This window comes from Serratia sp. CY47444 (assembly GCF_052168635.1).
GTDB lineage: Bacteria > Pseudomonadota > Gammaproteobacteria > Enterobacterales > Enterobacteriaceae > Serratia > Serratia bockelmannii.
On sequence record NZ_JBJNMH010000001.1, the window covers coordinates 547136 to 571162 of the forward strand.

General features: G+C 62.7%; 23 protein-coding genes. 4 read left to right on the top strand and 19 right to left on the bottom strand.

Annotation, left to right across the window (positions count from 1 at the left end; all coding sequences use genetic code 11):
• Positions 1 to 33 precede the first annotated feature (33 nt).
• The 3 genes from astD to ACJ8IL_RS02560 are packed head-to-tail and all read right to left on the bottom strand — an operon-like array spanning position 34 to position 3807.
• On the bottom strand, positions 34 to 1506 hold the full coding sequence (astD, locus tag ACJ8IL_RS02550) for a succinylglutamate-semialdehyde dehydrogenase (RefSeq protein ID WP_049209079.1): 1473 nt from the start codon (positions 1504 to 1506) through the stop codon (positions 34 to 36).
• Positions 1506 to 2540 carry an arginine N-succinyltransferase gene (gene astA, locus ACJ8IL_RS02555; RefSeq protein ID WP_025303179.1) on the bottom strand — a complete coding sequence of 345 codons (1035 nt, stop codon included), beginning with the start codon at positions 2538 to 2540 and terminating at the stop codon, positions 1506 to 1508. Before astA ends, astD begins: the two co-directional genes overlap by 1 nt.
• 52 nt (positions 2541 to 2592) lie before the next feature.
• Positions 2593 to 3807, bottom strand: coding sequence for an aspartate aminotransferase family protein (locus tag ACJ8IL_RS02560; RefSeq protein WP_025303180.1), 1215 nt, complete (start codon positions 3805 to 3807; stop codon positions 2593 to 2595).
• Between the two features lie 676 nt (positions 3808 to 4483).
• On the opposite strand from ACJ8IL_RS02560, the gene ACJ8IL_RS02565 reads away from it, so the two are divergent.
• A complete protein-coding gene (locus ACJ8IL_RS02565) occupies positions 4484 to 5458 on the top strand; it encodes an alpha/beta hydrolase (RefSeq protein WP_442516326.1) in 975 nt (324 codons plus the stop codon).
• Positions 5459 to 5460: 2 nt separating this feature from the next.
• Here ACJ8IL_RS02565 and ACJ8IL_RS02570 read toward each other — a convergent pair whose 3' ends face one another.
• The 6 genes from ACJ8IL_RS02570 to ACJ8IL_RS02595 all read right to left on the bottom strand — a co-directional run bounded on the left by ACJ8IL_RS02570 (position 5461) and on the right by ACJ8IL_RS02595 (position 12623).
• Positions 5461 to 6429 (bottom strand): ABC transporter ATP-binding protein, encoded by a 969-nt coding sequence (locus tag ACJ8IL_RS02570; protein WP_025303182.1) that lies wholly within the window; start codon positions 6427 to 6429, stop codon positions 5461 to 5463.
• Entirely contained in the window at positions 6419 to 7405 is a 987-nt protein-coding gene (locus ACJ8IL_RS02575) for an ABC transporter ATP-binding protein (RefSeq protein ID WP_141998280.1), read from the bottom strand. Before ACJ8IL_RS02575 ends, ACJ8IL_RS02570 begins: the two co-directional genes overlap by 11 nt.
• Positions 7402 to 8352 carry an oligopeptide ABC transporter permease gene (gene opp4C / locus ACJ8IL_RS02580; protein ID WP_060433287.1) on the bottom strand — a complete coding sequence of 317 codons (951 nt, stop codon included), beginning with the start codon at positions 8350 to 8352 and terminating at the stop codon, positions 7402 to 7404. The genes ACJ8IL_RS02575 and opp4C overlap by 4 nt, the downstream gene beginning before the upstream one ends.
• A gap of 4 nt (positions 8353 to 8356) precedes the next feature.
• Positions 8357 to 9313: an ABC transporter permease gene (locus ACJ8IL_RS02585; RefSeq protein WP_004934604.1), complete on the bottom strand. Its 957-nt coding sequence runs from the start codon at positions 9311 to 9313 to the stop codon at positions 8357 to 8359.
• A gap of 48 nt (positions 9314 to 9361) precedes the next feature.
• Entirely contained in the window at positions 9362 to 11017 is a 1656-nt protein-coding gene (locus tag ACJ8IL_RS02590) for an ABC transporter substrate-binding protein (protein ID WP_405050669.1), read from the bottom strand.
• 187 nt (positions 11018 to 11204) lie between these two features.
• Complete coding sequence (locus tag ACJ8IL_RS02595) at positions 11205 to 12623, bottom strand: aminotransferase-like domain-containing protein (RefSeq protein WP_141968265.1); 1419 nt, start codon at positions 12621 to 12623, stop codon at positions 11205 to 11207.
• A 144-nt stretch (positions 12624 to 12767) separates the two neighbouring features.
• Here ACJ8IL_RS02595 and ACJ8IL_RS02600 point away from each other — a divergent pair, with 144 nt between their 5' ends.
• From ACJ8IL_RS02600 to ACJ8IL_RS02610, 3 genes are read left to right on the top strand one after another with little or no spacing between them, the layout of a single operon-like run.
• Positions 12768 to 14168 (top strand): cytochrome ubiquinol oxidase subunit I, encoded by a 1401-nt coding sequence (locus tag ACJ8IL_RS02600; RefSeq protein ID WP_016927376.1) that lies wholly within the window; start codon positions 12768 to 12770, stop codon positions 14166 to 14168.
• 2 nt (positions 14169 to 14170) lie between these two features.
• Entirely contained in the window at positions 14171 to 15178 is a 1008-nt protein-coding gene (cydB, locus tag ACJ8IL_RS02605; protein ID WP_025303188.1) for a cytochrome d ubiquinol oxidase subunit II, read from the top strand.
• A 14-nt stretch (positions 15179 to 15192) separates the two neighbouring features.
• The gene (locus tag ACJ8IL_RS02610) at positions 15193 to 15345 is read left to right on the top strand and encodes a DUF2474 domain-containing protein (RefSeq protein WP_071605360.1); all 153 of its coding nucleotides are present in this window, start codon (positions 15193 to 15195) and stop codon (positions 15343 to 15345) included.
• A gap of 9 nt (positions 15346 to 15354) precedes the next feature.
• On the opposite strand, the gene ACJ8IL_RS02615 is transcribed toward ACJ8IL_RS02610, so the two are convergent.
• The 10 genes from ACJ8IL_RS02615 to ACJ8IL_RS02660 form a co-directional block, all read right to left on the bottom strand.
• Positions 15355 to 15621 (bottom strand): hypothetical protein, encoded by a 267-nt coding sequence (locus tag ACJ8IL_RS02615; protein ID WP_033643416.1) that lies wholly within the window; start codon positions 15619 to 15621, stop codon positions 15355 to 15357.
• Positions 15618 to 15842: a hypothetical protein gene (locus tag ACJ8IL_RS02620; RefSeq protein ID WP_025303190.1), complete on the bottom strand. Its 225-nt coding sequence runs from the start codon at positions 15840 to 15842 to the stop codon at positions 15618 to 15620. The genes ACJ8IL_RS02615 and ACJ8IL_RS02620 overlap by 4 nt, the downstream gene beginning before the upstream one ends.
• Before the next feature lie 106 nt (positions 15843 to 15948).
• Positions 15949 to 17034: an acyl-CoA desaturase gene (locus ACJ8IL_RS02625; RefSeq protein ID WP_043138502.1), complete on the bottom strand. Its 1086-nt coding sequence runs from the start codon at positions 17032 to 17034 to the stop codon at positions 15949 to 15951.
• Positions 17031 to 18113: a fatty acid desaturase family protein gene (locus ACJ8IL_RS02630; RefSeq protein WP_025303192.1), complete on the bottom strand. Its 1083-nt coding sequence runs from the start codon at positions 18111 to 18113 to the stop codon at positions 17031 to 17033. The genes ACJ8IL_RS02625 and ACJ8IL_RS02630 overlap by 4 nt, the downstream gene beginning before the upstream one ends.
• Positions 18106 to 19239: a sterol desaturase family protein gene (locus ACJ8IL_RS02635; protein ID WP_025303193.1), complete on the bottom strand. Its 1134-nt coding sequence runs from the start codon at positions 19237 to 19239 to the stop codon at positions 18106 to 18108. The genes ACJ8IL_RS02630 and ACJ8IL_RS02635 overlap by 8 nt, the downstream gene beginning before the upstream one ends.
• The gene (locus tag ACJ8IL_RS02640) at positions 19236 to 19853 is read right to left on the bottom strand and encodes a phosphatase PAP2 family protein (RefSeq protein ID WP_197810665.1); all 618 of its coding nucleotides are present in this window, start codon (positions 19851 to 19853) and stop codon (positions 19236 to 19238) included. The genes ACJ8IL_RS02635 and ACJ8IL_RS02640 overlap by 4 nt, the downstream gene beginning before the upstream one ends.
• Positions 19850 to 21136: a F390 synthetase-related protein gene (locus ACJ8IL_RS02645; protein ID WP_164067328.1), complete on the bottom strand. Its 1287-nt coding sequence runs from the start codon at positions 21134 to 21136 to the stop codon at positions 19850 to 19852. The genes ACJ8IL_RS02640 and ACJ8IL_RS02645 overlap by 4 nt, the downstream gene beginning before the upstream one ends.
• A complete protein-coding gene (locus ACJ8IL_RS02650; RefSeq protein WP_442516327.1) occupies positions 21133 to 21939 on the bottom strand; it encodes an MBL fold metallo-hydrolase in 807 nt (268 codons plus the stop codon). The genes ACJ8IL_RS02645 and ACJ8IL_RS02650 overlap by 4 nt, the downstream gene beginning before the upstream one ends.
• Positions 21932 to 22948 carry an SDR family NAD(P)-dependent oxidoreductase gene (locus ACJ8IL_RS02655; RefSeq protein ID WP_197769148.1) on the bottom strand — a complete coding sequence of 339 codons (1017 nt, stop codon included), beginning with the start codon at positions 22946 to 22948 and terminating at the stop codon, positions 21932 to 21934. Before ACJ8IL_RS02655 ends, ACJ8IL_RS02650 begins: the two co-directional genes overlap by 8 nt.
• A complete protein-coding gene (locus ACJ8IL_RS02660) occupies positions 22945 to 23952 on the bottom strand; it encodes a 3-oxoacyl-[acyl-carrier-protein] synthase III C-terminal domain-containing protein (protein ID WP_197815065.1) in 1008 nt (335 codons plus the stop codon). Before ACJ8IL_RS02660 ends, ACJ8IL_RS02655 begins: the two co-directional genes overlap by 4 nt.
• Positions 23953 to 24027 lie beyond the last annotated feature (75 nt).

Genomic DNA, 24027 nt, shown 5'->3' on the forward strand with positions numbered 1-24027 from the left:
CCTGCGGCAGCGCCATCGCGCCGCCGCAGACGATTAACGGAACGACAAGCCCGGCGAGAGCGTCGCCGGCAGCGACAGGCTTTCGCTTTCCAGCGACGCCATCGGCCAGGCGCAATAGTCCGCCGCATAGAAGGCGCTTGGGCGATGGTTGCCGGAGGCTCCCACGCCACCGAACGGCGCCGCGCTGGACGCTCCGGTCAGCGGCTTGTTCCAGTTGACGATGCCGGCACGCGCTTCCAGTAGCAACCGCTCGAACAGCTCACGCTGCGGCGATACCAGCCCCACCGACAGGCCGTAGCGCGTCCGGTTGGCCAGCTGCAGCGCCTCGTCGAAATCGCGGTAACGCACAATCGTGGTCAACGGCCCGAAGTACTCTTCGTCCGGTACGCCGGCCACGCCGGTCAGCTCGATGATGCCCGGGCTGAGCAGCGAACTGCCCGGCTCCAGCAGGCGCATGGTCAGCAGCGATTTGCCGCCCAGCGCCAGCAAGTTTTGCTGCGCTTTCAGCATGTTCTCCGCCGCGGCTGCCGACACCACCCCGCCCATGAACGGCTGCGGTTCGGCATCCCAACGGCCAACGCGCAGTTCGCCCGCGACCTGAACCAAACGCGCGATAAAGGCGTCGCCTTCCGCCCCCTGCTTCACCAAAATGCGGCGTGAACAGGTGCAGCGTTGGCCGGCGGAGATAAACGCCGATTGGATAGCCAGGTTGACCGCCGCGTCGCGATCCTCGAAGCCATCGACGATCAGCGCGTTGTTACCGCCCATCTCCAGTGCCAGGATCTTCTCCGGCTGCCCCGCCAATTGGCGATGCAGGTGATAGCCGGTGCCGGCGCTGCCGGTGAACAGCAGGCCGTCGATATCCGCACTGGCCGCCAGCGCTTCGCCGGTTTCCCGGCCGCCTTGCACCAGATTGATCACCCCGTCCGGCAGGCCGGCCTGCTGCCACAGCTTCAGGGTTTCCTCGGCGGTCAGCGGCGTCAGCTCGCTCGGTTTGAACACCACGCAGTTTCCGGCCAGCAGCGCCGGCACGATATGGCCGTTCGGCAGATGGCCGGGGAAGTTGTAAGGCCCGAACACCGCCAGCACGCCGTGCGGGCGATGACGCAGCACCGAAGCGCCGTCGGCCATCGCCGTCTGGCTAAAACCGGTGCGCGATTGGTAGGCCTGCAGCGAAATGCCTACTTTACCGATCATCGCCTGAATTTCGGTCAACGTTTCCCAACGCGGTTTACCGGTCTCACGGCTGATGGTTTCCGCCAGCGACTGTTTGTGCTCTTCCAGCAAGGCGGCGAAGCGTTTCACCAGCTGTTCGCGCTGTTCAAACGGCGTACGCGCCCAGGCGGGAAACGCGGCACGCGCGGCCTCGCAGGCGGCGGCGACGTCGTCAGTATCGGCGGCGTTAGCGCGCCACAGCGGCTGGTTGCCGACCGGATCGGCTTTGCCGAACTCGGCGCCGCGGCCCTGCCGCCAGACGCCGTTAATCAACAGAGCAGGATGGGACATCATGCTTTCTCCTGTGCAATAAGGGGGAGCACCCGCACCGGGCTGCCCTGCTCGACGCCCAGCGCCGCAGCGGTGGCGGCGTTGATATGCAGGCGGTCGTCATACAGTTCGGCATTGACCAACAGTGCGCGGTAGTTCTGATAGTTGTCGTTGGCCACCAGATGCACCGGCGCATCGGCGCGCATCGGCGTGTCATCCAGCACCACTTTCACCAGGCGGCTCTGCTTCACCGCGCGGATATGGTCGATCTCGGCTTCCAGCGTCGGGCCGCCGTCGAAGATATCGACGTAGCCCTGATAGCTCAGGCCTTCCGCCTCCAGCAACCGGCGTGCCGGCAGGGTTTGCGGATGCACTTCGCCGATCACTTTCTGCGCGTCTTCGGCCAGGAAATCGACATACAGCGGATGTTTCGGCATCAGTTCAGCGATAAACGCCTTTTGTCCGGTGCCGCTCAGGTAGTCCGCCTTGGCGAACTCGATGGAGAAGAAACGGTGGCCGACGCTCTCCCAGAACGGCGAACGGCCGTTTTCATCTGAGAAGCCGCGCATCTCGGCGATCAGACGGCGGGAGAAACGCTCGCGGAATGCGGCAATAAACAGGAAACGCACCTTCGACAGCAGTTTGCCGTTCTCACCGTGGCGATAGTCCGGATCGAGGAACAGCGTGCACAGCTCCGAATGGCCGGTATGATCGTTGCTGAGGAACAGGGTCGGTACCGATTTATAGACGTTCAGCTGTTTGGAGGCATGTACCTGCGTGCCGACGCGGAAGCTGTACCAGGGTTCTGCCAGGCCGACGGCCACTTCGATCGCGCAGACCCCCACCGCTTTCCGGCGCTCGCTGTCCTCCAACACGAACAGATAACACTGGTCACTTTGCGGAAGTTCGCCTTGCCAGGTTTTTAACGCCCGCTCAATGCGTGCCGACAGGGTATCTTCATTTTGCGGCAGTGAAGTGAGACCGATGCCAGATTTACCGGCAAGCGTCAACAAATCCGCCAGATCGCGACGCTCTATAGGGCGAATAATCATCATAATGCGAACCTCTTCTGAATCAGGCTGCGCCGGTGAAGGCGCAGCCCGCTGATTAGCTGCAAATGCGCGCCACGGCGCGCGCGAATCGCGCCAGCCCCTCTTTCACATCCTGCTCAGGGATGATCAGCGACGGCGTGAAACGCACCACGTCCGGACCGGCGATCAGCGCGATGACGCCTTCTTCGTTGGCCAGTTGGGTGATCTGCTTCGCTTTGCCGGCATAGTCCTTCGTCAATTGGCAGCCGATCAGCAAACCGCCGCCGCGAATGTCGGCGAAGATCGGGTACTGGCGATTGATGTCGTTCAACCCGTCGATGAACCACTGGTGACGCTGTTTGACGCCTTCCAGCACTTCCGGCGTGTTGATGATGGAGAACACTTCCCCCGCCACCGCCGTCGCCAGCGGGTTGCCGCCGTAGGTGGTGCCGTGGGTGCCGACGCCCAGCGTTTTCGCCAGCGCATCGGTGGTCAGCATGGCGCCGATCGGGAAGCCGCCGCCCAGCGCTTTCGCGGTGGTCAACACGTCCGGCACCACGCCGTACTGCATATAGGCATACAGGTGGCCGGTGCGGCCGACGCCGGTCTGTACTTCGTCGAAGATCAGCAGCGCGTTATGACGATCGCACAGTTCACGCAGCCCCTGCAGGAAACTGGCTTCCGCCGGCAGCACGCCGCCTTCGCCCTGGATCGGCTCGACGATCACCGCGCAGGTGCGATCGTTGATAAGCTCGGCCGCTGCGGCCAGATCGTTATACGGCGTATGAGTGATACCGCCCGGCAGCGGCGCAAAGTCCTGCGAATATTTTGGCTGGCCGCCGGCGGACACGGTAAACAGCGTGCGGCCGTGGAACGCGTTGTTGAACGCCACAATCTGATCTTTACCGGCGCCGTGCTGATCGTGCGCATGTTTGCGTGCCAGTTTCAGCGCCGCTTCGTTAGCTTCGGCGCCCGAGTTACAGAAGAACACCTTGTCGGCGAAGGTGGCGTCGATCAGTTTTTTGGCCAGGCGCAGCACCGGTTCGTTGGTATAGCCATTGCCCAGATGCCACAGCTTGCCTGCCTGCTCCACCAGCGCCGCCTTGACCGCCGGGTGCGCATGCCCCAACGCGTTAACCGCGATGCCACCGGCGAAATCGATATAAGACTTACCCTGCTGATCCCACACCTGCGATCCTTCGCCCCGCACCAGAATAAAATCGGCAGGGGCATAAACCGGGACCATCCAGTCATCGAAAGACTGGCGGGTAACTGCGATTGGCTGTTCCATAGTGACCTCATAATCTCAGCAAAGGCTGAATTTTGACTGTAAGGGTCGCTCAAGCCCGGTTAGGCCGCCACAATGCAAAAAAACCGTTGTTCAAAACCGACTTTCGCGGCGGAGAAAATACTGTCCCTTACCGCTGATTTAGAAACAAATCTGTTACATAAAATCGATTTTTCACTATTTATGGCGTATATCCGGTCCCTGAGCGGGGAGTAAATGTTAACGAGCAGTTAAAATACATGTCGTTTGATAAAGAGTGTAGAGCAGCTATCGTGCCAAAACGGGATTTTTGCCGGATTTTGCTATTTTTTACGTTAAAACAACGGCTTATATTGAATATTTATTCATTTTCTATGCATTGGTAATGCATAAATTAAAAAATAAGGCCTAAAATCATCATTGCGCGCGAAATCCTATTCAATTACGAAAAACTTTAGAATTTCTGATCGGGCTCGCAAAAATAATTTCACCCAATTTGCTCGCCCTCACACTTTTTGCCCCAATTGGGTGCAGCGGTGCGTCAGGATTGTGCAAGACGGCAGTGACGCGGAGATCCCACCTGCAACATCCCCAAAACACGGGCCGCGCTGACCGCCGTCAGCCTCCACTCCCGCTTTGTTTGCCAGCGGCTACACTGTGATCCTGACCGCCCCTTCTCTTCTGCGCCCAAGGAGTCACCATGCCCAAGAAAACCGTCGATATCAGCCAGCCACACGCCCAGCACGACATCCGCGTATTTCTCGACGCGCTGAATGCCGCCGGCGGTAAACCCATGGAACAGATGAAGCCTAAAGAGGCACGCAGGGTCTTGGAGGACGCGCAACGCAGCGTCGAGGTGCCGCTGCGCGAGGTCGAGATCAGCGAAAAAACGATTCACGTAGAAGGTCAGGATATTCTGCTGCAGCTGGTGCGGCCGGCCAGGGTCAACGAGGCGCCGCCGGTATTCATGTTCTTTCACGGCGGCGGCTGGGTGCTGGGCGATTTCCCCACCCACGAGCGCCTGGTGCGCGATCTGGTTTACAGCTCCGGCGCGGCGGCGGTGTTCGTCAACTATCCCCGCTCACCGGAGGTGCGCTACCCCGAGGCGATCAACCTGGCTTACGCCGCCACCGAATGGGTGGCCGAGTACGGCGAGAAGATCAACGTCGACGGTTCACGGCTGGCGGTGGTCGGCAACAGCGCCGGCGGCAATATGGCGGCGGTGGTCAGCCTGATGGCCAAAGAGAAAGGCATACCGGCGCTGCGTTGCCAGATCCTGCTGTGGCCCGTCACCCGTGCCCAGTTTGATACCGACTCCTATCATCAGTTCGCCGAAGGCCATTTCCTGACCCGCAACATGATGAAGTGGTTTTGGGACAGCTACGCGCCCGATAAGGCGCAGCGCAAAGATATCTACGCTTCGCCGCTCAACGCCACGCCGGAACAGCTGCGGGGCTTGCCGCCGGCGCTGGTGCAGACCGCCGAGCTGGATGTGCTGCGCGATGAAGGCGAAGCTTACGCGCGTCTGCTCGATGCCGCCGGCGTCGAGGTCACCGCCACCCGCTACAACGGGCTGATCCACGACTACGGCCTGTTGAATCCGCTCGCCCACGTCCCGGCGGTGCATTCGGCGATCCACCAGGCCGGGCGCGCGTTGAAGCATTACCTGTCCTGACGCTAGCCGACCAGGTGGCAAGCCACCTGATGACCGGGCGCCACGCTGCGCAGCTGCGGCGCCTGTTCGCGGCACTGCGCCGTGGCCAGCGGGCAGCGGGGATGGAAACGGCAGCCGCGCGGCGGGTTGGCGGGGTTCGGTGGCTCGCCGCCGGCCACCCACGCCGGCGCGCGTTGCGCATCCAGCGTCGGCACCGCTGCCAACAAGGCCTGCGTGTAGGGATGCAGCGGTTGGCGAAACAGCGCGTCGCGATCGGCGCTCTCAACGATCTGCCCCAGATACATCACTGCCACATCCTGGCACAGATGCTCCACCACGCCGAGATCGTGCGAAATAAACAGTAGCGTCACCCCCTGCCGTTCCTGCAAATCGGAGAACAGATTGATGATCTGCGCCTGAATCGACACGTCGAGCGCCGATATCGGTTCGTCTGCGACGATAAACTCCGGCTGCAGGATCAGCGCGCGCGCGATGCCGATGCGCTGGCGCTGGCCGCCGGAAAACTCATGCGGAAACCGCCCATAATGCTGCGGCGACAGCCCGCAGATCGCCAGGGTATCGAGCACCCGTTCGCGCAGTTCCGCCTTGCTCGCCAGGCCGTGTTGCAACAGCGCTTCGCCGATGGCGTCGCCCACGCGCAGGCGCGGGTTCAGCGAACTGTACGGATCTTGAAACACTAACTGCATTTTCGGCCGCAGGGCGCGCAGCGCATCTTTACTCAGGCTATCCAGTGCCAACCCTTTGAACATTACCTCACCGGCGGTTTTGTCGTGCAGGCCGAGCAGCGTGCGGCCGACGGTGGTTTTTCCGCTGCCTGACTCGCCCACCAGCCCGAAAATGCGCCCCTTGCGAATGCTGAAGCTGACGTCGTCCACCGCCTTCAGTTGACCGGTGGTGCGCCCGAACAGTCCGTCGCGCAGCGGAAAATATTTCTTTAATCCTTTCACTTCCACCAAAGGTTCAGTCGACATGCGGGCGCCCTCCGGCGTTGAGGAAACAGGCGGACTGGCGCTGCGGCGTGCCGTACAGCGGCGGAATGCCATCGCGGCAGCGAGCGGAAGCCTGCGCACAGCGCTCGGCAAACGCACAGTGATCAGGCAAGCGCGCCAGATCCGGCACCTGGCCGGGAATGGAATACAGACGGCGACGCCGCTGCCCCGGCACCGGCCGCGAGGCGATCAGCCCCTGAGTATAAGGGTGCCGCGGTTCGGCGAGCACTTCCCGCGTCGTGCCCTGCTCGACGACGCGCCCGGCGTACATCACCGCCAGCCGATCCGCCATCTGGGCGATCACCCCAAGATCGTGGGTGATCAAGATCATCGCCATGTTGTGTCGCCGGTTCTGCTCACGCAGCAACGCCAGGATCTGCGCTTGCACCGTAACGTCGAGCGCCGTGGTCGGTTCGTCGGCAATCAGCAGCGCCGGACGGCACCCGATCGCCATAGCGATCATCACGCGCTGCAGCATGCCGCCGGAAAGCTGATGCGGATAGCAGCGCATCAGTGCCTCGGCGCGCGCCAACCCCACTTCAGTCAAGAGTTGAATCGCCTGACGCCAGGCCGCTTTCGGCGACAGGGTCAGGTGGCGAATCAGCGGCTCCACCAGCTGTTCGCCGAGGGTCAACACCGGATTGAGCGCGCTCATCGGTTCCTGAAAGATCATCGCCAGTCGGTTGCCGCGCAGATCGGCCATCTTGGAGGCCCGCAGCGACAGCAGGTTTTGCCCTTCAAAGCGAATTTCACCGCCGTCTACCTGCGCCAGCGGCTGCGGCAACAGCCCCATCAGCGCCATGGCGGTCACGCTTTTGCCGCAGCCCGACTCACCGACGATCCCCAGCGTTTGCCCGGCCTGCAGCTCAAGGCTGACCTGCTGCACCGCCCGCACCGGCCCTTGTTCCCCCTGAAACGACACCGACAGTCGCTCGAACGCCACCAGCGGTTGGCTCATCGTGTTACCCCGTTCATTTTCGGATCGAGCGCGTCCCGCAGGCCGTCGCCCAAAATATTGATCGCCACCACGGTGACGAAGATCGCCAGCCCGGGCGGCATCCACAGCCAGGGGCGGCGCTGAAAGTCGATCAGGCTATTGGCGGCGTCCATCATGTTGCCCCACGACGGCGTCGGCGGCACCACGCCCAGCCCAAGGTAGCTCAACGCCGACTCGCTGAGGATGGCGTTGGCCACCGCCATGGTGGCAACCACCACCAAAATCGGCACGGTGTTGGGCAGCAGATGGCCGAAGAGACGCCGCCGGGTAGAGAGCCCCAGCACCTCGGTAGCCAACATGAAATCCCGCTCGCGCAGCGACAGGATCTGGCCGCGCACCAGCCGCGCCAGCGACGGCCAGCCCAGCAGGCTCAGCATGATCATCACCATGTAGATACGGTAATCCGGCGACACGTCGAGTTCGGTCAGCATCGCCCCCATGATGATCAGCAGCGGCAGGCCGGGAATGGTCATCAGCAGATCGGCGAAGCGCATGATCAGCCTGTCCGCCACGCCCCCCAGATAACCGGCGAGCGCCCCCAGCACGTAGCCCAGCGTTACCGACAGCAGCATCGACACCAGGCCGATGGTCAGCGATATCCGCCCCGCCAGCAGCAGCCGGGTGCAGATATCGCGGCCGAGAAAGTCGGTGCCCAGCCAGTGCGCGCCGCTCGGCGCCTGGTTGATATTCAGCACGTCGCCGGCATCGTCGTGCCACGGCGACAGCGACGGCCCAATCAGGCACAGCAGCGCCAACAGCACCAGCAACGCCAGCGAAATCATCGCCGGTCGGTGGCGGCGCAAACGTCGCCAGGCCTGAGCGGCGGGCGGTGGCGACAGTTGCGCCAGCGCAGGCAGTTGCGCCTGGCGCCAGCGGCGACGGCGGCCGAAAAACAGCGTAACCAACATCGTGTTACCTCAAGCGAATGCGCGGGTCGGCGTAGGCGTACAGAATATCCGCCAGCAGATTGCCGAGAATGGTCAAGGCGGCCAGAAACAGCGTGAACCCCATCAATACCGGGTAATCACGCGCCGCCAACGAATCGATATGGATATGTCCGGCGCCCGGCCAGTTGAAGATTTTTTCGGTGATCAGCGCGCCGGAGAACAATCCCGGCAGCTCGAACCCCAGCAGGGTGATGATCGGCAACAGCGCATTGCGCAGCGCGTGTTTGAGGATCACCGTTTTCTCCCTGAGCCCCTTGGCGCGCGCGGTGCGGATATAGTCCATGCGGATCACCTCCAGCATGCTGGCGCGAAAATAGCGCGTCAGGCTGCCGGCCTGCAGCATCACCAGCGCCAGCACCGGCAACAGCAGGTGCGCCGCCACCTCCAGCGCCCAGGCCAGTCCGCTCGCTTCGCTGCCGGTACGCAACATGCCGCCCGCCGGTAGCCAGTGCAGGTCGACGGCGAACCATTTGATCAGCAGCAGACACAGGAAGAACGTCGGAAACGACATAGCGGCGAACACCGCCACGGTGATCAAATGATCGAACAGCGAATAGGGTTTCATCGCCGAGATCACCCCCACCGCCAACGCGATGCCCCAATACAGCACCATCGCCACCGCCGCCAGCAGGAACGAGTTCCAGATGTATTGATTCAGCAACGTGCTGACCGGGATCTGATACTGCAGCGAAAAACCGAGATCGCCCTGCAGCAAGCGGCCGAGCCAGTGCAGGTAGCGGCTGAACAACGGCTGATCCAACCCATACAGCGCCCGCAGCTCGGCGGCGCGTTGCGCGGTCAAATTGATGTTGCCGTCGATAAAATCGCCGGGCGCCAGGGCGAAAATGCAAAAAATCAGCAAGGAAGCCAACAACAGCATCGGGATAGTCTGCAACAGACGGCGCAGGATAAAGTTTCTCATCGCGGGTTCCATCGCCGCCGCCCGGAATGGCGCGGCGGCGTCAGGGCGTTACGGCGCCGGTTTGACGTTCGGCAGGCTGCCGACCAATCCGTTGTAGATATCCGGTTTAAAGCCGGTGACGCGCGCGCTGCTGGCGCTCAAAATCTCGCGGTTGCCGAGCAGGATCACCGGCGGATCGTCCGCCAACGCTTGATACAGCTGGTGATACAGCGGCTTGCGCTGGGCGATATCCAGCGTGGCATTGGCCCTGGCGATCAGCGCGTCTACCTGCGGGTTGTGATAACCGGTCTCGCTCTCGCTGCTGATGAAATCGCGTACGCCGTCGTGCGGATCGTTCAGCGTACTGGTGCTGAGGGACGCCAGGTCGTAATTGCCCGCCTTGCGCTGCGCCAACAGCGCGTTGAAGTCCAATACCTGCGGTTTCAGCACCACGCCGAGCCGGCGGTAGTTATCCTTGGCGATCGGCACCAGCGCGTCGTTGATCAGCTTTTTGGTTACCAGCAGCGTCAGCTCCAGCTTTTTACCGTCTTTTTGCCGAATGCCGTCCGCGCCCACTCGCCAACCGGCCTCGTCCAACAGCTTCTCAGCCTTATCGAGATCGTAAGCGTAGGGATTGATGCCGTTCGCGTCATAGGCCCAGGAGATCGGCGAAATCGGCTGGTTGGCGACCTTGCCGTACCCCTGGTACACCACGGCGATCAGCTTTTGCCGATCGAGGCCGTAGATCAGCGCCTGGCGCACCCGTTTATCCTGCAGCGCCGGGCGTCTGAGGTTGAAATCAACGCGGCTGTAATCGCTTGAGCTGTAAAGGTTGATATTGGCGAAGCCGAGCAGCTTGAGCTGTTCGATATCGTCCGGTTTGGCGGTAAAGGCGTCGTAGTCGGTCTCACCGGTCTGGAACAGCTGGAAGTTGGTGGCCGGGTTGGTGACGCGGTAGATAAAGCGCGCCATCGGCGGCGGGCCGAGGTAAAAGTTCGGGTTGGCGTGGAAGCGGATCTCCTGCCCCGGCACGTACTTGTCGTAAATATAGGGGCCGTTGCCGAGCGGCTTGCCGTTCAAGGCGCGCACGCTGTCGAGCTTGCCGCGCTGATAGTCTTTGCCGTAGTAAGCCCGCGACAATACCGGCCCGCCAATCAGTTGCAACGTGGTCGCGCCCGGCTGGGTGGTGACGATCTGAATGGTGCGATCGTCGATCACCTTCAGCCCGCTGATGCCGGCGGCGGTACCGTTTTTATACTCGGCGCCGCCCTGGATGTGCGCCGGCGTGATATCGGTGTCGCCGTCATAGGCCGGATCGTGCAGCAGCGTCAGGGTAAAGGCGATATCGTCGGCTTTCAGCGGCGAGCCGTCGCTGTAGACCAGATTCGGCCGCAGCTTGATGGTATAGGTCAGATTATCGGGGCTGACCTGCCAGGACTCCGCCAATCGCCCTTCTGGCTTGCCCTGGCTGTCCAGGCCGATCAGGCGGCTGAAGATCACGTCGGTTACGTTCTCGTCCCAGCCGTTGGTGAACAGATACGGGTTGAAAATCCCCTGCGGTTCCGAGATGCCCGCCACCACGGTGTCTTTACGCAGTTTGGCGGCGGCCGGCACCCGAGCGGTGTCGCTGGCCGGCGTGATACCTTCGGCCAGCGTTTCCGCCTGAACGACGCCGCTCAGCCCCAGCGCGCAGACCAACGCCAGCGGTGTCAGGCGATATCGCAACAGTTTGTTTAGCTTATTTTTTATTCTTCTCACCCACAGCCCCTCGTCTTCCCGTTGATAAAAATGTGACAAAATTTATCGCAGAGTAATGGGCGGCTGGAGGGCTGTCTAACAACGAAACCGGCATTCCATTGCCGAAAAAAGCATTATGAATTTTTCTGGGGCAAAGCCCGCTGCAAATCGCGGTTCAACCGGTCGCAGCCAGCCCCCGGATAAGTTTGGCTAAGGTTTTGATCGCCTCTTCAAAGCGGTCATTCCATTCAAAAGAGGCGTTGAGGCGGAAGCAGTGGTTGAAATGGTCGCCGGTCGTGAACATGCGCCCCGGCGCGATGCTGATGCCCCGGGAAAGGGCCCGCCGGTACAGTTCCATCGACGACAGCGCCGGATCCAGCTCCAGCCACAGGAAATAACCGCCGTCGGGCTGGCTGACCTTCACCGTCGGCGGGAAATGGTGGGCGATCGCCTGACGCATCGCGCTTTGGCGTTGAGCCAGCAGGCGCCGCAGCCGCCGCAGATGGGTATCGTAGCCGCCGTGCAGCAAATAATCCGCCAGCGCCATCTGGGTCGGCACGCTGGTGGAAACGGTGCTCATCAGCTGCAAACGCTGGATCTGCTGCGCATAACGCCCCGCCGCCACCCAGCCGACGCGAAAGCCCGGCGCCAGGCATTTGGAAAACGACGAGCAGTGCAAGATCTGGCCGCCGCTGTCGAGCGCCTTGGCCGGCAGCGGCCGTTCGGCGCTGAAGTACAGCTCACCATAAACGTCATCTTCAATCAGCGAAATCTGCCGTTCGCGCAGCAGCGCCACCAGACGCTGCTTGTTGGCCTCCGGCAGGGTGGCGCCCTGCGGATTTTGGAAGTGGGTCATTAGCCAGCAGGCCTTGATCGGATACTGTTCCACCGCCTGCTGCAACGCGTCCAGATCGATACCGTCCTGCGGATGCGTGGCGATCGCCACCGCCTTTAACCGCAGCCGTTCCAGCGCCTGCAGCGCGCCGTAAAACGCCGGCGATTCGATCGCCACATAGTCGCCCGGCTGGGTCACCGCCTGCAGGCTGAGGCTGAGCGACTCCATCGCCCCGGCGGTGATGACGATTTCGTCCGGGGCAACCTGCATGCCGCTCAGCGCATAGCGTTGGGCAATGTGCCGCCGCAGCGCGTCGTTGCCCGGCGGCAGGTTGGCCAGCGAACTGTGCGGCGTGAACTTGCGCGCTACGCTGCTCAGCGCCCGCGCCAGCTTCGGCTGGGCGAACAGCGTGGCGTCGGGAAAGGCCGAACCGAAAGGCACGATGTCCGGATCCTTGCAGGCCTGCAGCACGTCAAAAATAAAGGCGTTGATGTCCACCTGCTCGCTCAGCAACAGTTTCTCGCCGCGCGAAGGCTGAGGCAGCGGCTGCGGACGCGCCGCCACATAGTAGCCCGACTGCGGGCGGGCGACGATCCACCCCTGGCTCTCCAGCAGTTGGTAAGACTGCACCACCGTCATCAGGCTTAATCCGGCGCGTTTGCCGCTCTCGCGCAGCGAAGGCAGCTTGTCGCCCGCCCGCCACACCCGGTTCTGGATCTGTTCTCTAATCTGCTGCGCAAGCTGCTCGTATCGGGTCATAACCATTAACTGTTATATGAAAAAGTAAAATAACTGTCACTATTATAGTCACTGTACTTCGTGATTAACTTAACGCCAAGCTTTTCACATAAAAATGACAGCTATACTCAAGAGGTTAATTTATGTTCAACCCTAGGAGGCGCCATGCTGGGTCTTGATGCACTGGAACTCGCCAGAATACAGTTCGCCTTCACCGTGTCTTTCCATATCATCTTCCCCGCCATCACCATCGGTTTAGCCAGTTATCTGGCGGTGCTGGAAGGGTTATGGTTGAAAACGCACAATGAAGCCTACCGTGAGCTTTACCATTTCTGGTCAAAGATTTTCGCCGTTAACTTCGGCATGGGCGTCGTGTCCGGGCTGGTGATGGCCTATCAGTTCGGCACCAACTGGAGCTTCTTCTCCGAGTTCGCCGGCAGCATTACCGGGCCGCTGCTGACTTATGAAGTGCTGACCGCCTTCTTCCTCGAAGCCGGTTTCCTCGGCGTGATGTTGTTCGGCTGGAACCGCGTCGGCCCCGGCCTGCACTTCTTCGCCACCTGCATGGTGGCGCTCGGCACGCTGATCTCCACCTTCTGGATCCTGGCTTCCAACAGCTGGATGCAGACCCCGCAGGGGCATGAAATCATCAACGGCCAGGTGGTCCCGGTCGACTGGCTGAAGGTGATCTTCAACCCGTCCTTCCCGTACCGCCTGCTGCACATGTCCACCGCCGCCTTCCTCTCCTCGGCGTTCTTCGTCGGCGCCTCCGCCGCCTGGCATCTGCTGCGCGGCCGTGATACCCCGGCGATGCGCAAAATGCTGTCGATGGCGATGTGGATGGCGCTGATCGTCGCGCCGGTGCAGGCGATGATCGGCGATGCGCACGGCCTGAATACGCTGAAACACCAGCCGGCGAAGATCGCCGCCATCGAAGGCCACTGGGAAAATCCGCCGGGCGAAGCCACGCCGCTGATCCTGGTCGGTTGGCCGGACATGCAGCGCGAAGAAACCCGCTTCAAGCTGGAGGTGCCTTACCTCGGCAGCCTGATCCTGACGCACAGCCTGACCGAACAGGTACCGGCGCTCAAATCCTTCCCGCCGGAAGATCGCCCCAACTCCACCGTGGTGTTCTGGTCGTTCCGCATCATGGTCGGGCTGGGCATGCTGATGATTCTGGCCGGGGTGTGGAGCCTGTGGCTGCGCTGGCGCGGCGGGCTGTATCAGTCGCGTCCGTTCCTGTACTTCATTTTGTGGATGGGCCCTTCCGGGCTGCTGGCGCTGCTGGCGGGCTGGTTCACCACCGAGATCGGCCGCCAACCGTGGGTGGTGTACGGCCTGCTGCGCACCAAGGATGCAGTCTCCGCGCACGGCGACCTGCACATGAGCATCAGCCTGCTGGCGTTCATCATCGTCTACTGTTCGGTGTTCGGCGTGGGGTATTCCTACATGATGCGCCTGATCCGCAAAGGGCCGCAGCCGCATGAACACCAAGAAGACAATACCGAGGGCCGGCCGGCGCGTCCGCTGTCCGCGGTCAACGACACTCTGGACGACAGGAGCTGAACATGGGTATCGATCTTCCGCTGATTTGGTTTGTCATCATCGTGTTCAGCACCATGATGTACGTGGTGATGGACGGTTTCGACCTGGGCATCGGCATCCTGTTTCCGTGGGTGAAAGAGAGCGGCGACCGCGATCTGATGATGAACACCGTCGCCCCGGTGTGGGACGGCAATGAGACCTGGCTGGTGCTGGGCGGCGCCGCACTGTTCGGCGCCTTCCCGCTAGCCTATTCGGTCATCCTCGACGCGCTGGCGATCCCGCTGACGCTGATGCTGATCGGGCTGATTTTCCGCGGCGTGGCCTTCGAGTTTCGCTTCAAGGCGACGCCGGAGAAGCGCCATATCTGGGACAAGGCGTTTATTTGGGGCTCACTGTTCGCCACCTTCAGCCAGGGTGTGGTGGTGGGCGCCGTGATCAACGGCTTCCCGGTAGAAGGCCGCACCTACGCCGGCGGCGCGCTGGACTGGCTAACGCCGTTCGCGCTGTTCTGCGGGCTGGGGCTGGTGGTGACCTATGCCCTGCTCGGCTGTACCTGGCTGGTGATGAAAACCGCCGGTGAACTGCAGGCACGCATGTATCACCTGGCGACGCCGCTGCTGGCCATCCTGTTGCTGGTGCTGGCTGCGGTCAGTGTCTGGACGCCGATCGCCCATCCGGAAATCGCCGCCCGCTGGTTTACGCTGCCTAACCTGTTCTGGCTGCTGCCGGTACCGCTGCTGGTGCTGCTCAGCGCCTGGGGAATTCAACGCGGAGTGAAACGCGGCGCGCACTACTCGCCGTTTATGCTGACGCTGCTGCTGGTGTTCCTCGGCCTGAGCGGACTTGGCATCAGCATCTGGCCGCACCTGATCCCGCCGGCCATCAGCCTGTGGGACGCCGCAGCACCACCGCAGAGCCTCGGCTTTATGCTGGTGGGCGCGCTGTTCATCATCCCAATCATTCTGGTCTACACCTTCTGGAGCTACTACGTGTTCCGCGGCAAGATCAGCCATGAACACGGCTATCATTGAGAAGGGAGGACGCTATGCAAGATAAAACGGCAACCGCCGCTCCGGCGCCCTGGTGGAAACGCATCGGTTGGCTGGTGATCATCTGGAGCGCCAGCGTGCTGGGGTTATTCGTGGTTGCCTCACTGTTCCGCCTGCTGATGACCGCGGCGGGCATGAAGTCGCATTGACGCGGCGCCTTATCTGGACGCGCTGTTGGGAAAGTAAAAAGAGACCACCAGCGTGACCAGCGGCAAGGCGCCGATCTTCACCAGCTCAAACACCTGATTCAGCGCTTCGTTTTTCTCCCAATACGCGTGGGCGGCGAATACGCCCACGCTGACGGCGAATATCCCGCACAGCACCTGGCGTGCCAGGCGCAGCCGCTCCATTTCGTCGAAGACCAAGACCTGCTCCAGATAAACCTGGCTGGCCTCATCGCGCAGATTACGGCTTTCGATGTTCATGGGAAGATCTCCACGACCCGCCCCACCGCTTCAAGCTGTTCACCCTTCTCCCGAACAATGCCAAGAGAAGTACCATCCTGTTTCATCCAGTACTTATCGGCAAGGGTAATCAGTGCAAACGCCATTTTGATTACCTCGGTTTTTTCCATCCCGTGACGCCGGGCGATATCGTTCAGATCATCATCAATTTTGTTCGATAACCGAATCGGCAAGCTGCGCATAGTCCACCTCCTGTGGCCGTTGATTCACAGAGGGAAAGTCTACTGGAAGGGCAAATATCGTTCAATTAGTGAACTGCGTAACGCCTCGCACAATCCGCATGCAACGCTAGTGCGGCTTGCGGCCCATCGCGCTGAGGAAGCGTTGCTGCAGACGCAACAGCTCCTCCAGTTCCAGCAGGCGGTAGTCGATGCCGAAACGCGGCGCCACCTCGCCGATGATGCGGCTCAGCGCCGGGTAATGGCGGTGGCTCCAGTGCGGGAACAGATGATGCGTCAAATGCAGGTTCGCCCCGCCGAGCCAGTACCCCAGCCAACGCGGCCGGGTCAGCCAGTCGAAGGTGGTGGCGAACACGTGGTGATACCAGCCGTGCGGCATCGTGCCCTGCGCCGGCGCCTGATAAAAGTTGGCCTTGGCCCAGTGGGTGCCGATGATCAACATCACGAACAGCAAGGAAGAAAGCATCTGGCTCAGCAAATAGACCAGCAGAATTTGCCCGATGCCGATAGCCGGCGGCAACAGCCAGCATGGGATCGCCAGCGCCAGCAGCAGGTGTGCAGCCTTACCCGCCAGAAACCCGCACCAGCCACGCACGCCCTGCTGCGCCATGCGCGCCGCCACGCGGGTGCGGCCCGCCCTGTCCAGCCAATCGAACAACCAGATGTAGTACGGGAACGTCAGCGCCGCCACCAGCGGCCAATAGTAACGCTGCGCGCGCATAAAGGGGCGCCAGCGCTGGAACGGCGTTTGCCGCAGCACGCCGTTGGCGTCGATGTCGGGATCGTAATGTTCGATATTGTTATGGGCATGGTGGAACAGCACGTGCCGCACGCGCCAGCAGTCGGGATCCAGCCCCAGCGGCACACTCACCAGGGCGTTCAGCCAACGGTTGGCCCAGGGCCGACGGAAAAACGCGTTGTGCGAGGCGTCGTGCACCACGTTCACCGTCAGGAACATGCCGATAAAGATAAAACCGAAATAGCAGGCGAAAAACGCCCAGCCGTTTTGCTGCTGCAGGCTCAACCCGTAACACAGGCCGCACAGCGCCAGCAGCAGCGCGACCTTCGCCAGCATGCCGCCGTCGGCGAAACGGTGATCGCCGTTGGCCGCCAGATAATGCTGGGCGGCCTGCATCAGCGCGCGGTGCAACCCGTTGTCGTCGCGCCGATAGGCTAACGGACGCAGCGGTTTCATGGCTGCCCCATCCGCCGCAAGAAGCGCTGTTGCTGCGCCAGCAGTTCGCGATAGCCGATGCAGCGGTACGCCATGCCGTGCCGCTGTGCCACTTCCGCCACCGCGGCGGCCAGCGCCGGATAGTGGCGGTGATTCCAACCGGGAAACAGGTGATGGGTCAGGTGATAGTTCAGCCCGCCGGTCAGATGCTCCAGCCAGCGCGGTTCGGGCTGCCAGTCGCAGGCGGTGGCGAAATTGTGCCGATACCAGCCTTGCGGCATGCTGTCGCCCGTCGGCGCCGGGTAAAACTCGGCCTGCGCCCAATGGGTGCCCAGCAGCAAGAACACCACCAGCAGCGAGGCGCACATCTGGCTGAGCGCGTAAGCCAGCAACACCCAGCCCCAGCCGATGCCGTGCAAGTGGCCCACGATCAGCGGCACCACCAGCACCAGCGCCAGATGCGCGAGCTTGCACAGCACGAACAGCGTCCAACCGCCGCGCCCCGCCAGCACGCGTTTTTCCCGCAGCGGCGTTTTATCGAGCCGATCGGACCAATCGAAAATCCAGGCGATATAGGGCAAGGAGAGCGCGGCGATCAGCGGCCAGTACAGATGCTGATAGCGCATATGGGGCCGCCAGCGCTGGAAAGGCGTCTGGCGGAAAAAGCCGTTCTCTTCGGTGTCCAGATCGTAATGCTCCACGTTGGCGTAAACGTGGTGGTAATCCACGTGCCGCGTACGCCAATAGTCCGGATCGACGCCCAGCGGCAGCGTCACCACCCGCCCCACCAGGCGATTGGCCCAGGGCGCACGCAGGAAGGCGTTATGCGAAGCATCGTGGTTGACGTTGACGTTGAGCAGCATACCCATGGTCACGAACAGGAAATAGCAAAGGAAAAACGCCCATGGCTGATGCTGCATCAGGCTGAGCGCGTAAAACCCGGCGCACAACACCAACAACAGCGCGGCCTTGACCAGCCGCGCGGCATCGGCATAGCGATGATCGCCCGCCAGGCAGGCGTGCGCCGCGCGCTTGAGATCGCGATGAAACGCCTGCTCGCCATCGGCGGGAAAACGCAGCGGCGGCAATGACTCAGCCATGCGGTTCCTCCACGGCGGCCGATGCGGCCACTCGCCCCCAGCCCAGCGCGATGCACAGGGCATGCAGCGCCACGGCGGCCATGGCGATATGCCAATAGCGCTGCGGCCAGCCAAGATAGCCGATAAACAGCAGCGGCATGCCCAGCGCGATCAGCAGCCAGACGGCGCTCGCCCACGGCCGCCCTTCCGTCATGCCGCCCAGCGCTACCGATCCCAACGCCAGCAGCACCAGCAGCGCCATTTGCGGCCAGCTGATGTCGCCGTAACCATAGCCGTATTGGTAGACGTAGCCGACCACCAGCGTGAACAACAGCATGGCGCCGCTGAATACGCTGAGTGCCGAACGGCGGTCGCGTGGTCGGCCCGGCGCCGGGCGCCATGTCAGACGCAAATAGCGCAGGAACGGCAGATTACTCGCCCAGAACGGGTTGGCAGACGGCCTGTCACCGCTGACGCCATAGCTGAACGGCGTGGTCGGCAACGCCGGGCAGAAGGTGCCGAACAGCTTGTCCCAAAAGATAAAGCTGCCGCCGAAGTTCTTATTGGAATACGCCATGTCCTTGACGTGGTGCACCCGGTGGTGCGCTGGCGTGACCAGGATTTTTTCCAGCACGCCCAGCTTCGGCGTCAGCGCATTGTGGTTAAACAGCTGAATGCTGTAGTGAAAAATCGACACCGCGACGAACACCGACAGCGGCACGCCCGCCAGCGCCAGCAGCAAAAAGAACGGGATCGACGTCAGCGACGAATACCAGGAGTTGCGCACCCCCAGCGACAGGTTGAAGTGCTCCCCCTGGTGGTGCACCACGTGTACCGCCCACAGCACGCGGAAGCGGTGGTGCAGGCGATGCAGCCAGTAGAAACCGAAGTCCCACGCCAGCAGGGCGAACAGCCACATCAGCAGCGGCGGCCAGGCGTCCAGCAGCCCCAGGCTGAAATGCGCGGCCACGTAGCCGTAGCAGGTGATCTCCAGCCCGCGGAACAGCCACAGCATGATATGGCCGGAGTTCAGGTTGAACACCAGATCGTGCCAGTTGACCGGCTCACGGCGCCCCCACTGCAGCGCCACCGCCTCGGCCACCACGATGAACAGCATGAACACTATCGGCAACGCCAGATCGCTCATCCCATTTCTCCTTTAACCACGCGCCTGCGCAGGGCCTTTATACGCAGCGCCAGCCCACCGGCGCATAGCGCCAGCAAGGCGCCACCTGCCAAATCGACAAACAAGTGACGGCGCAGCTGCAGAATGGAGAACGCGATCGCCACGCCCCACAGCATCCACAGCGCCGTCCGCATTTTGCGCTCGCCGTCGCTCAGCGCCCACACCGCCAGCACCGTCAGCGCCATGTGCAACGAAGGCAGGCAGTTCTGCGCCGAATCCACCTGCGTTAACACCGCCAGCAGCTGCGCGCTGAGCCCAACGCCCTCGTTCTGCGGATAGGCCATGGTGGTCGGCCACAGCAGGTAAACCGCTCCGGCGCCCAGCGCCGTCAGCTGCATCGCCAGCGTCAGCCATTTGATTCGCCGCAGCGGCGCCAGCAAATAGCCTGCCGGGACGATGAGAAAAAACGACAGATAGAGCCAAATGGCCGCCGGGTTAAACGGGATCGCCCGGTCAAGCGCCGACGGCGGCAACAGGGTTCCCGCCCCCTGCAGGCGATCGGTCAGGCTATACACCACCCCGACCGTCCCCCAGCCGAGCAACATGTGCCCTAGCCTGAACAGCGTATTTTTCATGCTTCCTCCGCCTGGCGCACGATGCGCCGCCGCTTGCGATCGAACTGCGGCAGCACCGCCTGCGTCGTCAGCCGCCATTCGAGCCGCTCGGTGGCGATGCCCTGACGGGCGAACAGTGCGATCAGCTGCGCCTGGCAGTGCGCCAATTCCGCTTGGCTGCAATCGGCAATCAGCTCCAGCCGCTGCTCGCCGCGCTGGATCAGGCGGTAATCGCTGGTCAGCGGCAACGCATTGGCGATCGTCCGGCTGCAGGCATCGGCGAACACCGCCTGCGGTTGCCGCTGCGCATCGGGTAACATCAGCTGATCGTCGCGCCGCCCTTCGATACGCGCAATCGCCCGCGTCGGTTGCCCGCATGGGCAGGGTTCCTGGCGCAGCACCAATACATCATCCAGCCGATAGCGCACGATCGGCTGCGTACTGCGGGTAAAGTCGGTGATCAGCGGCGTGAAGCGCAGTTCGTCGATCCACTGCGGTTCGATATGCAAAAACTCTTCGTTCAGATGTAGCGTGCCGTGCGCGCAGGTGGCGGCCAGGAACCCCTCGGTGGCCTGATACACTTCGCCAACCGCCGGAAACACCTGCAGCAGCAGGCGGCGATCCTGCTCTTCCAACACCTCGGCGACCGAGATCGCTTTTTTGACCGGCAGCGTCACCTGCCCGGCCAGCACCGCCAGCGCCAGGGCGCGCAGCACCTGCGCCGGCGCCACGATGATGCTGGGCGCCTGCCGTTCCAAGGCGGGCAGATGCGCATTGAACGGCGCGAGCAGATCGTAAAACGCCAGGCTCAGCCAACGGTTGTTCACGCTGTGATAGAGGTTATTGTCCGCCCGCAGAAACAGCGCAACGCGCTCGCCGGCCAACAGCCCGTCCGGCAGCATTTTCGCCAGCATGCCGCCGGCCCACACCTGCTGTTCGCGCGGGCTGACGACAAACACGCCGCGCTGCCCGGAGGTGCCGGACGACAATCCGACGCTGTAGCGCCCGATCTTCGGCGTGAAATCGCGATCCGCCTCGCTGCGCTGCGCGCAGGCCAGCACCGCATCGCGCTGCAGCCCGGCGGTATTCATCCGGTCGAACTGCGCCATCATCAGCGCCTTGTCCATCTGCGGCCATTCGGCGAACGGCCGGCGGCTGAAACGCTGAAAATAGGGGCTCTTGCTCAGCACCCGGCGGGCAAAGCCCGTGAGCTGCCGGGCCTGATACGCCTCCAGCGCCGCACGATCGCCAAAGCGCAGGCGTCGGGCGCGGAAATAGTGCCAAAGGGTCATGAAGGGGATCACAGGTCCCCCTCATGACACAGCAAAATGTTGATCTGGCCGCCCGCCCACAGCTGGTTGAGCCGCTCCAGCGTGCGGGTGTACGCCGCCGCGTCGTCCATCACCAGATTGGCCAGGCGCGAGGGCCCACGCAGCGTCTGGTAGCTCTGCGGCGACCAGGCGGCGTCGCTGGCCAGCAGCGTCCAACCGGCATCGGTGAGGATAAAGGCGCCGATATGGCCGGCCGCATGCCCCGGCAACGGCACCAGCACGATCTGCCCTTCGCTGCCCGGCAGCGCATAACCGCGATCGAACGGCGCCAGCAGCGCGGGCAACGCCACTGAGGGAAAAGCCTCCATAAACTGCAGGCGGCTCTCGAAGTCCGCCGGGATCAGGCCGGGAATAAAGGCGCGCTTCAGCGCCGCGAAACCGCGCAGCCCACGGGTTTGCTGCCAGCCTTCGCCGGAGCAAATAAAATCGAGTTGGCTGAAATCCTGCAGCCCGGCGATGTGGTCCGCGTGAAAATGCGAGACGATCAGCGCCTGGATGTCGCCTTCACCGTAACCAGCAGCGCGCAGCTGATGCGCCAGCGACTCGGCGGGATCGAAATAGACCGGCGTCATACGGCGGTAAAGGCTGAACAGCCCCGACTGCGTGTGCTGCTGAAAATAATGCGCGTAGCCGGTATCCCACAGCCAGCGGCGCTCCCCCACCTCCAGCAGATAGGCGCGCGCCGGGAATTTGCACACCCGGAACCCGGCACCGCGCAGCGCCATGCAGCCGATATGCGTGCAATAGCCCACTTCAAAAACGGTGACTTTAGCCATGTTGTCCGCCTCCTTGCTGCCGCAGCCACTCGCCGGTCAGGCGGATCCCCTCTTCCATCGAGTAACGCGGCCGATAGCCCAGCTCTTCGATCGCGCGGGTCTGGCTCAGGGTCATGTCGAAATGCACCGCCGCCACGCTGTAGCGCGTCAGCATCGGTTCCTTGCCGCTCAGGCTTGCCCACAGCTCCATGCCGCCGGCCAGCGAATGCAGCAGCGGATAGGGCACGGCCTGCAGCCGGTAACTCAGCCCCAGCGCCTGACGCAGCAGCGCATCCAGCATCTCCGCCAGCCGCTGCGGTTGGTGATTGGTGATGTTGTACACGGCGCCGGACGGCAATCCGCGCTGCCGGCTGGCCAGCTCCATGGCGTGCACCACGTTGGGAGCGAAGGTCAGATCCAGCAACGCCTGCCCGCCGCCGGGCAATCGCAATACGCCGCGATCGCGTTCGAGCTGCTGCAACAGCCGCGGCACGATCACCCGATCGTGCGGGCCAAACAGGCCGCGCGGCCGCAGCATAATGTAGGTGGTTTGCGGATAGATCTTCGCCTGCGCCAACAGGCGCTGTTCGGCCGCATACTTGCTGGCGGCATAGTGATTGGCGAAGCGCCGGGCACGGTAACCCTCGTCAAGATCGTAATGCGGCTGAAAATCGAAGTAGATTGCCGGCGTGGAGATATGCACGAAGCGCCGCACGCCACAGCGCCCCGCCGCCTCCGCCAGCTTCTCCGTCGCCGCGGCGTTGATGCGGTGAAATTCCGCCTTGCTGCCCCAGGGCGAAGACTTGGCCGCACAGTGCCACACCCACTCGCAGTCGGTCACCAGCTCCCGACATTGCTGCGGCGTGGCCTGCGCCAGATCGAGCGCACAAAACTCGGCGCCCAGCTGACGCAGCGTTGCGCCGGCCCGTTCATCGCGGCCGGTGGCGCGCACCTGATGTCCGGCCTCCAGCAACCACTGCGCCGCGTTGCGTCCCAGCCCGCTGGTCGCCCCGGTGACCAGCACCCTCATGGCAGCAACACCATGCCGGCCAGCGCCAGCCCGGCGGCGGTGCCGATCAGCATCACCGGCTGACCGGGATTGAAGCGCCCGGTGGTCGCAGCGGCATGCAGCGCCGTCGGGATGGACGCCGCCACCTGATTGCCATGATGGCGGTAGATGTCGACCAGCGCCTCGCTGGAGACGTGCAGCCGCTTGCGCATATGTTCGAGCGACAGATGGCTGGCCTGATGCGGCACCACGGTGGCGATCTGGGCCAGGGTCAGGCCGCTGGCGTTCAGCAGCCGGTCGAGGTAGCCCTCAATCAGCGCCGACGCCTGACGGAACAGCGGCTTGCCCTGCATATGAAACAGGAAGTCTTGCTCACACATGCCGGCGCGCGGGTTACGACGCGTACCGCCGGCGCGGATCTCGCACAGTTCGCTCCCAGCGGGATAGGTTTCCACCAGGCTGGCGAGGATGCCGCTAGCGCCGTCGCCGCGCTCCACAATGGCACAGGCGGCGCCATCGCCGAAAATCAGCGACGACTCTTCGTGCTGCCAGTCGATGCCGCGTGAAGCGAGATCCGCCGAAACGATGGCGATACGCCGATACGTCCCGGCGTTCAACAGCCCCGCCGCCACCTGCAGCGCAGAGATAAAGCTGACGCAGCTGCTGTTGATGTCGAAGCCCGGCGTGCCCGCCGCCAGCCCCGCCACCTTGAGAATGTGCGCGGCGGTGCATGGCAGCGCCTGCACCGATATCGCCGAGGCGGAGATCAGCAGGTCAATGGAAGCTGCCGGGATGGCGTGGCGAGCCAGCGCATCTTGCAGCGCAGCGGCAGCGAGTTCGGCCTGGCTGGCATCGTCGGCGGCGTGATAGCGGCAAACGATACCCGAGCGTTTTTCAACGTAGCCGGCCGGTTTCCCCAGGCGAGCGTCGAGCGTAGAAGACGCCACGCAGTTGGGCGGCAACGCGGCCCCGGTGGCAATGATTTTCAGAGGCAACAGCTCGGGTGAGCGACATTGTGTGGTCATTATTGTTATTGATTAACCTGACTATCCATAAAGCGATTCTCCCGCACGGCACGAAGGCCACGCGGATCATCCCCG